Source organism: Mycobacterium sp. (genome assembly GCF_051006775.1).
Lineage (GTDB): Bacteria > Actinomycetota > Actinomycetes > Mycobacteriales > Mycobacteriaceae > Mycobacterium.
Window position 1 is genome coordinate 1 of the sequence record NZ_JBPCSX010000029.1, and the last position, 11,450, is coordinate 11,450.

The following is an 11,450-nucleotide window of genomic DNA, read 5'->3' on the forward strand; positions in this document are numbered from 1 at the left end:
ACCGCGCAGGTGGCCAGTTCCTGGTTGGTCATCTGGAAGCAGCCGTCGCCGTCGATGGCCCACACCTCGGTGTCCGGGCAGGCCATCTTGGCGCCCATCGCCGCCGGAACGGCGTAACCCATGGTGCCCAGGCCTCCGGAGTTCAGCCAGGTGCGCGGCTTCTCATAGGAGATGAACTGCGCCGCCCACATCTGGTGCTGCCCGACGCCGGCCACATAGATGGCGTCCGGTCCGGCGATCTGGCCCAGTTGCTCGATGACGTACTCGGGGCTGAGGCTGCCGTCGTGCTGGGGGGCATAGCTCAGCGGATAGGTCTCGCGGATGTTGTCCAGGTAGGCCCACCACGGCGCCAGATCGGGATCCTCGACGCCCTCATTGCCGATCCGATCCGGACCGCCGGCCTTGCGGCGCAACGCGTCGATCAGATCCCGGATGACGGCCTTGATATCGCCCACGATCGGGACGTCGGCGTGGCGGTTCTTGCCGATCTCGGCCGGGTCGATATCGGCGTGGATCACCTTGGCGTCCGGGGCGAACGTGGACAGCTTGCCGGTCACCCGGTCGTCGAATCGGGCGCCGAGGGTGATGAGCAGATCGCTCTTCTGCAGGGCGGCCACCGCGGCGACGGTGCCATGCATGCACGGCATGCGCAGGTTCTGCGGGTGGCTGTCCGGGAACGCGCCGCGGGCCATCAGCGTGGTGACCACCGGGATGCCGGTCAGCTCGGCGAGTTCGGCGAGTTCCTCGCACGCCTCGCCGCGGATCACACCACCACCGACGTAGAGCACCGGCTTGCGGGCCGAGCTGATCAGCTTGGCCGCCTCCTTGATCTGGCGGGCGTGCGGCTTGGTGTTGGGCTTGTAGCCGGGCAGCTCCAACTGCGGCGGCCAGGAGAAGGTGCACTGCGCCTGCAGCACGTCCTTGGGGATGTCGACCAGCACTGCACCGTGGCGGCCGGTGCCGGCGATGTGGAACGCCTCGGCCAGCGAACGCGCAATGTCGTCGCCGTCGCGAACCAGGATGTTGTGCTTGGTGATCGGCATGGTGATGCCGGTGATATCGGACTCCTGGAAGGCGTCGGTGCCGATCAGCGCGCGGCCCACCTGACCGGTGATGGCGACAACGGGGATGGAGTCCATCTGGGCATCGGCCAGCGGGGTCACCAGGTTGGTCGCACCCGGGCCGGAGGTGGCCATCATGACGCCCACCCGTCCGGTGGCATGGGCGTAGCCGCTGGCCGCATGGCCGGCGCCCTGCTCATGGCGGACCAGGACGTGACGCAGCTTGGTCGAGTCGAACAGCGGGTCATAGACCGGCAGCACGGCACCACCCGGGATGCCGAAGATCAGGTCGACACCGAGTTCCTCCAGCGACCGCACGACGGCCTCGGCGCCGGTCATCGCCACCGGCGCTACCTTGCGCGCGGTGTGCTTGGTCCCGTGCTGTGCGCCGTTGGTGTGCGCAGGCTCGGTAGACGGTTCGGGTGCTCGGGTGGCGGGTGCGCTCACGTGATGCTCCTCGATATCGTTTCGGGCAAGAAAAAACCCCCGTCAGCTTCGGCGGCTGTACGAGGGTTGCGCGCTGGTGCGGTTGGCTAGGCCCGAGTAGGGACGAGCGCGACACCAGCGCGCTGACCTACTACTACGAGCTTTCCGCCGGTCGTCATACCCGGGAGGTTAGTCGCGGTACTGGTCAAGCGTCAAATCCTTGCCGTGTCAGAATGCTCGGATGGCCAGCCGATCGAGCGCATCCCCCGTGGTGATCCGAATCTCCCCGATGGCGCATATCGCGTCGGGCTTTGTGGCGCTGTTCAGCCTGGTGATGTTCCCGGCCTGGGGGCCCTGGGGGCTGACCTTGCTGGTGTTCCCGGCGCTGATGTCGTTTTTCATCGAACGTCTGCGCACCGTCGCCGACCAGAACGACGTCACCGCCCGCACCCTGCTGTCGAGCCGGAAGGTGCCGTGGACGCACGTCGAGGGCCTGCGATTCAACCGCGGCGGTTGGGCCCGGGCCTGCCGGCAGGACGGCTCTGAGCAGCTGCTTCCGGCGGTCACATTCGCCTCGCTGCCGGCGTTGAACGCCATCAGCGGCGGCCGGGTGCCCGACCCCTACCTGCGCTGAGCGCCCGGTAAAACGGCGTCAGGCGAACGGGTTGTTGCCGCGCAGGAACAGCCAGGCCGCCACGCCACCGCCGATGCCGAGCAGCAATGCGATGAACGAACCGATGAACGGCCGTCTGGCCCAGCCCCGTCCCCCGTCGAAGCCGTAGCGTCCCGGGCCGGACAGGATGATGGCGACCGCGACCGCGGTCAGAGCGAGCAGATACTCGGCGCCGTCGGAGCCGAGGACGAACAGACTGCCGCCGCGCCGTTGCGAGTCGAAGTTCACCAGCACGCTGTTGACCAGGAACGCCAGCGCCCCGGCCGCGGCCACCGGGGTGAACAGTCCGAGTACCAGCAGCACACCGGCGGCGATCTGGGCACCGGCGGCCACATAGGTCAGCACACCGGCGTTCTGATAGCCCGCCTCGGTGAGTGTGGTCTTGAAGCCGTCCAGACCCGAGCCGCCCCACCAGCCGAAGGCCTTCTGCAGACCATGGGCGATGAACACCACACCCAGGGCCAGCCGCAATATCAGCAGACCGAGGTCCTGGGTGCCGCGCCTGCCATCCTTGGACCGCTCATCGTCGTCGGCCGGAACGATCTGCACCGGAGCGACATGCTGGGGCGTGGCCTCGACCTGCGGCTGCACATAGGGCAGCGGATCCGCGTCGTGGAGCAACTCGTAGCCGGTGGGTGCGGCAGCGGGCACCTGCTCCCATGCGACCCCGGGCGGCGCTGCGGCCATCGGTGGGGCGCTGTAGGGCGGAATCTTGGTGGTCTCGTGGTCGACGTAGTTCACCGTCCCGAGGTCATCCTCGGGATCCACCAGCCGGGCGGAGGCCGGGCGCACGGCGGAGTCCTCCGGCCGCTGCCAGCCGGGATCGGGGTTCTGGCTCGTCACAAGGCCAGCGTAAGTGCTCATCGGGCCCAAACCGGGGATTTGGGCGGCGCTTTGGCCTGGCAAATCGCCGCCTGCCCGCTGCAGTACGTAACCTGGCGGGCATGCGAATGGGTCGGCCGGTCCCCGGGGTACTGGCGCTGCTGTGCGCCGCGGCGGTCGTCACCTCCGGCTGCGCGCACTTCGACAACGCGGTGTCTCAGCCGTTCACCACCCCTCCGCAGTATGGCTCCGGGCCCGCCTCGACCCCACCTCCCCCGCCGCCGCTACCGGCCAAACCCTTCCCCAAGGCCTGCCCGGCGCCGGGTGTCATGCAGGGCTGCCTGGACAGCACCAGCGGTCTGCTGATGGGACCCGACGGAAAGACTGCCCTGGTCGCCGAGCGCACCACCGGCGCGGTCAAAGAGGTGTCGGTCTCCGCCGAGCCGAAGGTCCTCATGACGATTCCGGTGGACGGCAGCGGTGACGGCGGCCTGATGGACATCGTCCGCTCGCCCACCTACTCCCAGGACCGGCTGACCTACGCCTACATCAGCACCCCCACCGACAACCGGGTGATCCGCATCGCCGACGGTGATGCGCCCAAGGACCTGCTGACCGGGATCCCGAAGGGCGCCGGCGGCAACACCGGCTCGCTGATCTTCACCAGCCCGACCACTCTGGTGGTGCAGACCGGGGATGCCGGCAACCCCGGTCTGGCCAACGATCCGAAATCGTTGGCCGGCAAGGTGATCCGCATCGAGCAGCCCACCACAGTCGATCAGGCCCCGCCGACCACCGCGCTGAGCGGGCTGGGCGCCGGCGGCGGCATGTGTCTGGACCCCGCCGACAAGGCCCTCTACATCACCGACCGCTCACCGGCCGGCGATCGGTTGCAGCGCCTCGGGTCCGACGGTAAGGCGACGACGGTGTGGACCTGGCCGGATCGGCCCGGGGTGGCCGGTTGCGCGGCGCTGGAGGGCACCATTTTGGTCAACCTGATCAATACCAAACAGACGGTGGCGGTGCGGCTTGCTCAGGCAACCGGGGCGGTGACCGGCGATCCCGAGGTCGTCCGCCAGGACAAGCACGGTCATGCCTGGGCGCTGGCGGTCTCCCCGGACGGCAACATCTGGGGCGCGACGGTCAACCGGACCGCCGGGGACGCCGAGAAACTCGACGACGTGGTGTTCCCGCTGTTCCCGCAGGGTGGCGGTTTCCCGCGCTCCAACGCCGACAACACCTGAGCCGTCAGCGCAGCGTCAGCTGCAGGTGTTCGCGGCGGCGAGCAAGCACGCTGGGCAGCCACCGGCCGACATCGGCGGCCTCGAACCAGTCGGTCCGGTCCAGCAGCAGCCCCAGCACGGTGGACGCCTCCAGCCGGGCAAGTGGCGCCCCGAGGCAGAAGTGCAGACCCTTGCCGAATGTCATGTGGCCCTTGGTCTTCGGCCGGTCCAGACGCAGCTCATCAGGTGCGTCGAACTGCGCCGGATCACGGTTGGCCGCACCCCACAGCAGCAGGATGCGGGAGTCCTTGGGCAGTGCGTAGCCGGCCAGTTCGGTGTCGTGCAGCACATGGCGGTGATGCGCCCGAAACGGTGGCTCCAGACGCAGGGTCTCCTCGATGAAAGCCGCCATCAGCTGAGGCTCGTCGCGCAGCGCTCGCTGCAGTTCCGGTTGGGTGGCCAGGATCGTCACCGCGGTGCCCAGCAGCGAGGCGGTGGACTCCCCACCGGCGCTGAACAATGAGATCAGGATCATCTGGGCGGTGAAACGGTTCAGCCGGCCCTCGGCGCACGCGGTGGCCAGCACGCTGATCAGGTCATCGGCGGGAGCGGCTTCCGCTCTGTTGAGGTGTTCGACGATGTAGTCGTTGAGTTCACCGAGCGACTTCATCGACGCGTTGACCGATTCCTCGGACAGCAGGCCGTCGAGCAGTTGAGTGCTGGCGTATCCCCATCGTGCGAGCTGGTCGGAATCGGCGTCGGGAACCCCGATGAGCCGGGCGACGATCATCATCGGCAGCCGATTGGCCACCGCATCCATCCACTCGACCGTGTCCGCGGAAGCCCTGCGCGCCCAGAGATTCTCGAAGGTCGCCACGATGTGCGGTTCCAACTCGCGGACGTGCCTGGCGGTGAACTGCCCGAGCATCAGCTTGCGGTGCAGTGCGTGCGAGGGATCGTCGGCGGTGGCGAGGATGTGTGTCGGCCCCCCGAGTCCGTCCATCATCAGCGGTGCCACGCCGCGCTCTGGGCTGTAGGTGATCGGGCCGGTCAGGTTGGAGGAGAAATCCTCGGGCCGATTGGCCGCATCAGTGACCGCGGCCCAGTTGGCGACGAGATAGAACCCGGAGTCACCGACCCGGTGGACACCACCGTCATCGCGCAACCGGGCGTAGAGCGGATAGGGGTCCTGAATCACCTCGGCGGCGAAGAACTCGGCCGGGTCGACGGTCGGCACGGCTCAACTCCGCCGCACGGAGGTCAGCACCAACCCCGGGTCGAACGTCGCTCTGGCGGCCACCGACGCCGCCGCGGCCGACACCACGAGTGCAGCGTCGTGTTCGTAGCCCTTGGGGAAGACGATCTCGGCGCTGTCGGGTCCTTCGCGGTGCGCCATCAGCCAGTCGTAGAGCAGCCAGTCGATGGCGCTGGTGACTGCAAACGGATCGGCGTCGGCCCAGCGCGCGGCGTCGACGACGGATTGCAGAACGTCGCGGTGTTCCTTGCGGGCACCCTCCTTGTTGGTTCCGGAGCTGTCGAAGAACACCATTGACAGGGTGAGCGGGAACCGTTGTCCTGCTTCGGTTCTCACCACCCACCGCCCACCCATCCAGGGCTTGGCCGGATCGACCAGCTGCAGCTCGCCGTAGCCTCCGACCACACCGAGTGAGGGCTCGTCGAGCTGATCGTCGAGCGGGGCCGGGCCGAGCAGCCCCAGCGGCTGACGCGCCTTGATGGAGAACAGCACCGCGGTGCCGATGATCTTGCCGGCCCGCAGGTCCGCGCTGAGGCCGGTCTTCTCCAGTGCCGCGGCGTATTCGAAGCAGAGTCGGTCCAGAGTGCGGTGCAACTCGAGCAGGTCGTCGCGTTCGTCGCCCCGGGGCCCCCTGCCGCCACCGAGGATCTCGCCGAAACGCTCAGCGGCGATGATCAGCGAATCGTCGATGGCTTCCAGGTGGGTGGCGACCAGACGGTCGGGTTCGTCATCGTCGGCCACCAGTGCCTGCAGCGAGGTCGGCGTTCCGGTCGGGGTGGCCCAGAAGAACCCGATCTGGCCCTCCTCCTGAACGATCCGCGGCCTCACCGGACAGCATCCTCCGGGGACTTCCGCCACAGCATCACCCGGTTGTTGCCCGAGTCCGACACCGCGAGGGTGTCGCCGCGCATCGACATGCCGTAGGGCCAGCACAGCGTGTTGTGCTGCACCGAGGTCCAGCGGTTCTCCCCGTTGGAACCGAAGTCCGGTTGGGCCAACACATAGTCGGCGCCGCGGCCTATAGGGCCATCCGGCATCCCATCCCACAGCAGAATCCGATTGTTGGCGGTGTCGGCGACCGCGAAACGCTCCGTACCGCTCGAGTCGTCCAGGCACACCGCGTAGGGAAACCGGAACCGGTCTCCTGTGTGCGGCCCATAGGGCCATTCGTCCGAGCTGATGAAATCCGGTTGTCCCACAACCAGATCGGCATCCCGATCGGTGTCGGGCTGCGGCGACCAGCCGAGCACCCGATGATCACCGGCGTCGGCTACCAGCAGCAGGTCCGCGCGTCCGGTGATGTCATGTGGCCACCGGAAACTGCACGCTCCGGCGTCGCCGCCGCGGTTCTCAGCGTGGGCGGTGGGATCGGGCTGGCCCAGGATGACGTCGGCGGGCTGATCAGGATCCGGAATCCCGTTGAGCCAGCCCAGAACCCGCCGGTTGCCGGTGTCGGCCACCCAGAACGCCGAGCCGACCATCCCGATACCGAACGGCCAGTACATGCTCGTTGCCGAACATTCCCCGCCCCGGTTGACCTCGACCGAACTCGGATCGGATTGGCCGAGAATGTGATCCGGTGCGATATCGGTCGACTGCGGGACGCTGTCCCAGACCAGGATCCGGTGATGCCAGGCGTCGGCGACCACCAGCCGTCCGTCGTGGATCAGCACCCCGGTGGGAAGGTGCATACCCCGCTCGGGCCCGCGGCCGCCTGCCGCAGGCCCCTCGGTCTCGCCGTCGGGCTGGCCCAGCACCACGTCGGCGGGCTGCTCATCGGTGTCGGGGATGCCGTGCCAGATCATCACCCGGTGGTTACCGGAGTCGGCCACCACCAGATGGTCATCGCCCCCCTCCTGTTGGCTCAGGAAGACCCCGCGCGGTGAATACATCCACGCCATCGACGGCGAGGCCGCTGGGAGTCCCAAACCACCGGGGGCCGGTGCGCCCAGCCACACCGAGGGCGCCCATCCGCCGCTGAGATCCACCTCCGGGACCACATCGGGCCGGGTGCCCACGCCGTGGATGTTGTGCCGGACGGTGTAGCGGCTCATCGGGCGGGCGTAGCCGTGGGCGGGAACATCGTCACTGCAGTCGCACCCAGACGTCGCCGTCGTCGATCCGCAGCGGCAACTGCTCGAGTTGGGCGCCCGGCGCGCTCATGCACTCCCCCGAGGTGGCGTCGTAGCAGAAGCCGTGCCACGGGCAGGTCAGCGTGCCGTTGGTCAGATCCAGCACCGCATCGGTCAGCGGCAGCCCCTGGTGGGCGCATTCGTTGCGGTAGGCCGACAGTCGCTGATCGAGGTTGACCACGAGCACATCAACCGACCGGCCGGCGCTGGTCAGTGTGGCGGTGGAGAGGTCGTCGACCGGCAGGTCGGCGGCCGCACCCACCCGCACCCAGCCTTCAGCGGCCGTATCCCGACCGCTGAACAGCGACTCCACCGAGATCAGCGTCGGGCTCGGCTCGTCTTTGACGACCTCGACGCTCGTGATGACCGGAACACCTTGCACCAGAGCTTCTTCGACGAGATTGCGCAGCGTCACCGAGGACATCGAGCAGCCGTTGCACGCGCCCTCGAGCCGGACGAATGCGGTGCCGTCCTCGATACGCACCAGTGACACATCGCCGCCGTGGCTGTGCAGTTGCGGCCGCACCCCTTCGAGTACCTGGTTGGCATTGGTCACCGGGTCCGGCCGCACGATGCCGTGCAGTGTCAGCAGCAGGTGCACCACCGGATCGTCGACGAGACCGAACAGCACCTGGCGTGCGGCCTCATCCTCGCGCAACCGGCGCACGATGGTCACCAGACCGGCCTTGTGGACGGCCTCGACCGCGTCCTGCAGTTCCTCGGCCACCTTGCGGGCGGCCGGATCCAGATCTTCCAGCGCGGTGACGGCGTCATCGACACGCTTGGCCAGGTCTTCGAAGGTCGGCTCGGCGGTGCTCATCTGCGTCACTCCTCCTCCGATTCCGTACGGTTCAGCGCTGACGATCGGGAGATCTCGTCGAGCACCCCGCGCACGGTACGCATCGAGTCATGATCGCCGAACTCCTCGAAAATGAAGCGGGCCTCATAGAGCTTGGCCTTCGCCTGGTCGAAGTCGCCGAGGTGCGCCAGCACGTTGCCCTGGTTGGCCAGCACCCTCGCCCGGCCCAGCGGGTCGATGTCGCGGTCGCGGGCCTGCAGCACCGCCTCGTAGAGTTCGACAGCCTCGACCAGGTTGTCCATCTGGTGACTCGACGGGGTGTAGACCAGCGAGTTCGCCAGGTTCAGCTGCACGCTGGCCCACTGCTCCGGGTAGTCCTCGGGGGTGTACACCTTCAGCGCCGATCGCAGCGACTGGGCGGCAACGCCGAGGCGCAACTGGCCGGAGGCCTCGGTCATCGGCATCGTCAGATAGGCGGTGGCCAGGTTGGCATGCGCCGAGGCCCAGAGCAGCGGGGCCTCCTCGCGCATCACCAGCTGCAGCGCCGCGTGATAGTGCGGCACCGCGCGCGCCAGCAGGTCCGGGCGGTCCTGCGACTGCTCATGCAGCAGGCCGGCCAGGGTCAGGTGCAGCTCGGCGCGGGCCACCCGCAACCCTTCGGCGCCGTCGAGCGCCTTGAGCGCCCGTTCGAAACGACTGACGGCATCGGGGCCCTCGGCGATCGAGGCCGATGCGCCCAGCAGCACCCCGCGCAGCGGCTCCGACACCGCCGCGGCCTCCTCGGCCGCACGGTCCAGATCAGCGATGGCGCCGGCCTCGTCACCGTTGTGCAGCGCGGTGCTCGCCCGCGCGCTCAGCACGATCGCCGCCAGCTCCCCGGTGAGATCACCCACCTGCGGTGCGGTGTCGCTGCGGTCGATCGCGTAGAGCACCACATCGACAAGAACCCCGAATTCGCCCAGCGCAGAGCGTAATTCGGCGGGGTCTTCCGAATCCGGGTCCATGACGAAGCGGTTGTACCGGCTGATCGGATCAGCACCGGTGAGCTGGGCCAGGGCGCCGTCACGGTCGCCCGCCAGCGCGAGCTCATGGGATCGCAGCGCCGCCGGCCACTCCGGAAGCTGTCCGGCCAGCAGGGCCAGCCGGGCCTCTTCGGTCTCCGGTGCCGCCGGGATCAGCAGGTAGCCCAGCGGAAGCGGAAACGCGCCGAGCGGCTGCGGCCGGACGGCGAGAACGGCCGGATCCAACACCTCTGTCACAACACTCCTCGTCAACTCATACCGTGCATTGGTCCGGCGCCGATATCGCGTTCGGCCGCTCGTTTGATCAGGTCGGCGGCAAGCTCCGCGCGGGCTTTGGTGCGGTGGGTGTTGATCCTCTTGCGCACCACTCCATCGGCGAACACCACCACGACCTCCACCGCCCACTGGCCGCGGTCCTCGACCACGACGGTCTGCACATCGTGAGCGTCGTCGGTGGAGACCCGCTCGGGCACCACTGTCTTCGGGCGCGGTTCGTCAGTCATCGCGATCACGGTTGCAGCGGTATCCGGAGAGCTTTGTGCTCATCGTCCCAGGATGCCTCATACCGGCCGGCCGGGAAACCGTCCGGCAGCACCTCGCGAACCAATGCCGCCCGGTCACCGGCGGCATTGCGCTGCTTGAGTAGCAGGCCGCCGCTACTCGGGCCGCGCAGCGGGAACAGCCACAGTGCGCCGTCCCGCGGTACCGCCGCCAGCGCGTCGGACGGGAACCGGCTGGCCGCCAGCGCGGCATCCATCCGCAGATAACCGTCGGCGGTGATCTCGATGGTGACCTCATCGGGGGTCTGCGGCCGCAGCGGGCCCAGGAAGTCACGCTCGACGAGGCCGATCACCTGCTCCATCGCACTCTCCACCGGCTCGGACAGGTCGGCGCCCATCTCCATCTCGGCGGCTTCGATCAAGAACACCGTGATATCGGTGGGACACGCATCCCCCAGCGCCCAGCGGGCGAACGGGATTGCGTGATCCCACCGGAACGAGTGGGTGTGCAGACCGCTCAGCGGTGGCAGCTCGTTGAGCTCCTCACCCGGAACCCGGTATACGGTCCCGGGCTCGACGCCGGTGGTGGAGGCATCGACGATCACCACCCGCTTGGCTCCGCGCATCTGGAACCCGACATCCATTCCCGCGGTGCCACCGTCGACTAATTTCGCACCCTCGGGCACGCCACGATCCCAGAGATGACGGATCAGAACCGGGCCCACACCGTCGTCACCGCGCAGCAGGTTGCCGCAGCCGACGACCAATACCGCGCACCCCGGCGGCTCGAGGTCGATGTCCTCGAGAGCGCCAGGGTGGGCGGGGTTTTCGCGGGAGTCGGGTGCCTGCGTCACACCATTCCGTTGACGACGAACTTGGAGAGTTCCTTGCCCGTCTTTCCGTCGTAGGCGTGCACGGTGCAGACCAGGCATGAGTCGAAACTGCGGGCCACGTGACCCAGTTCGACCGGATCCTCCGGGTCGACGATCGGCGAACCGATGAAGGCGTTCTCCATGGGACCCAGTACGTCGGCGCCGTCACGCGGTCCGATGTTCCAGGCGGTCGGCGTGATCACCTGGTAGTTCTTGATCTTGTTGTTCTCCAACACGATCCAGTCCGACAGCGAGCCGCGGGCGGCCTCGGTGGAGCCGAAGCCCTTGCCCTCGGCGTACTCGGTGGGCTTGCTGTAGAAGCTCTCCTTGAGGTCGAGCTGATCCAGCCAGGTGCGCACCCACTTGAAGTACTTCGGCGCCTCGTGCAGACGGGCCAGCTGACGGGTCAGCACGCTCGGGCCGATCTTGTTGAGGATGTCGAGGAACAGCGGATCGTTGTCCTGATGCGGTGCCGCGTTCGGGCCGGCAGCCGCCATCCGGCGGGCCAGCGGCCCGGTCTCCAGCGGCAGGTGACCCAGTCCGGGGATCTCGTAGCGCGGCGACTTGGCCCAGCTGTACTTGCCCTGCTTCTTGGCCTTCTCCGGATCGATCGGGATGGTCTCCCCCTCGAACGGGTGCAGCGGACGGCTGCCCTCGTAGAAGGA

General features: G+C 68.1%; 12 protein-coding genes. 2 read left to right on the forward strand and 10 right to left on the reverse strand.

Features of this window, described 5'->3' with window-relative positions:
• A partial coding sequence (locus ACR2JI_RS01925; RefSeq protein ID WP_526387453.1) for an acetolactate synthase large subunit occupies positions 1–1,508 on the reverse strand: 1,508 nt, incomplete at its 3' end.
• Positions 1,509–1,728: 220 nt separating this feature from the next.
• On the opposite strand from ACR2JI_RS01925, the gene ACR2JI_RS01930 reads away from it, so the two are divergent.
• On the forward strand, positions 1,729–2,121 hold the full coding sequence (locus ACR2JI_RS01930) for a PH domain-containing protein (protein WP_526387455.1): 393 nt from the start codon (positions 1,729–1,731) through the stop codon (positions 2,119–2,121).
• 18 nt (positions 2,122–2,139) lie between these two features.
• Here ACR2JI_RS01930 and ACR2JI_RS01935 read toward each other — a convergent pair whose 3' ends face one another.
• Complete coding sequence (locus ACR2JI_RS01935) at positions 2,140–3,003, reverse strand: DoxX family protein (RefSeq protein WP_526387457.1); 864 nt, start codon at positions 3,001–3,003, stop codon at positions 2,140–2,142.
• Between the two features lie 101 nt (positions 3,004–3,104).
• Here ACR2JI_RS01935 and ACR2JI_RS01940 point away from each other — a divergent pair, with 101 nt between their 5' ends.
• Positions 3,105–4,226 (forward strand): PQQ-dependent sugar dehydrogenase, encoded by a 1,122-nt coding sequence (locus ACR2JI_RS01940; protein WP_526387459.1) that lies wholly within the window; start codon positions 3,105–3,107, stop codon positions 4,224–4,226.
• A 4-nt stretch (positions 4,227–4,230) separates the two neighbouring features.
• Here the strand turns inward: ACR2JI_RS01940 and ACR2JI_RS01945 are convergent, their stop codons facing one another.
• From ACR2JI_RS01945 to ACR2JI_RS01980, 8 genes are all read right to left on the reverse strand, one after another.
• The gene (locus ACR2JI_RS01945; protein ID WP_526387461.1) at positions 4,231–5,442 is read right to left on the reverse strand and encodes a cytochrome P450; all 1,212 of its coding nucleotides are present in this window, start codon (positions 5,440–5,442) and stop codon (positions 4,231–4,233) included.
• Positions 5,443–5,445: 3 nt separating this feature from the next.
• The gene (locus ACR2JI_RS01950; RefSeq protein ID WP_526387463.1) at positions 5,446–6,288 is read right to left on the reverse strand and encodes a hypothetical protein; all 843 of its coding nucleotides are present in this window, start codon (positions 6,286–6,288) and stop codon (positions 5,446–5,448) included.
• A complete protein-coding gene (locus tag ACR2JI_RS01955) occupies positions 6,285–7,514 on the reverse strand; it encodes an NHL repeat-containing protein (protein ID WP_526387465.1) in 1,230 nt (409 codons plus the stop codon). The genes ACR2JI_RS01950 and ACR2JI_RS01955 overlap by 4 nt, the downstream gene beginning before the upstream one ends.
• 31 nt (positions 7,515–7,545) lie before the next feature.
• On the reverse strand, positions 7,546–8,412 hold the full coding sequence (locus ACR2JI_RS01960) for a NifU family protein (protein WP_526387467.1): 867 nt from the start codon (positions 8,410–8,412) through the stop codon (positions 7,546–7,548).
• 5 nt (positions 8,413–8,417) lie between these two features.
• The gene (locus tag ACR2JI_RS01965; protein ID WP_526387469.1) at positions 8,418–9,650 is read right to left on the reverse strand and encodes a hypothetical protein; all 1,233 of its coding nucleotides are present in this window, start codon (positions 9,648–9,650) and stop codon (positions 8,418–8,420) included.
• An 11-nt stretch (positions 9,651–9,661) separates the two neighbouring features.
• The gene (locus ACR2JI_RS01970; protein ID WP_526387471.1) at positions 9,662–9,916 is read right to left on the reverse strand and encodes a hypothetical protein; all 255 of its coding nucleotides are present in this window, start codon (positions 9,914–9,916) and stop codon (positions 9,662–9,664) included.
• A 5-nt stretch (positions 9,917–9,921) separates the two neighbouring features.
• Positions 9,922–10,710 carry a hydrogenase maturation protease gene (locus tag ACR2JI_RS01975; RefSeq protein ID WP_526387475.1) on the reverse strand — a complete coding sequence of 263 codons (789 nt, stop codon included), beginning with the start codon at positions 10,708–10,710 and terminating at the stop codon, positions 9,922–9,924.
• A gap of 53 nt (positions 10,711–10,763) precedes the next feature.
• Positions 10,764–11,450 (reverse strand): nickel-dependent hydrogenase large subunit (locus ACR2JI_RS01980; RefSeq protein WP_526387473.1); only part of this gene is annotated, 687 nt, incomplete at its 5' end.

Excerpts from the sequence above, each read along its gene's own strand:
- ACR2JI_RS01970 (WP_526387471.1), bottom strand. The coding sequence starts at position 9,916 with ATGACTGACGAACCGCGCCCGAAGACAGTGGTGCCCGAGCGGGTCTCC.
- ACR2JI_RS01940 (WP_526387459.1), top strand. The coding sequence starts at position 3,105 with ATGCGAATGGGTCGGCCGGTCCCCGGGGTACTGGCGCTGCTGTGCGCC.
- ACR2JI_RS01930 (WP_526387455.1), top strand. The coding sequence starts at position 1,729 with ATGGCCAGCCGATCGAGCGCATCCCCCGTGGTGATCCGAATCTCCCCG.
- ACR2JI_RS01955 (WP_526387465.1), bottom strand. The coding sequence starts at position 7,514 with ATGAGCCGCTACACCGTCCGGCACAACATCCACGGCGTGGGCACCCGG.
- ACR2JI_RS01960 (WP_526387467.1), bottom strand. The coding sequence starts at position 8,412 with ATGAGCACCGCCGAGCCGACCTTCGAAGACCTGGCCAAGCGTGTCGAT.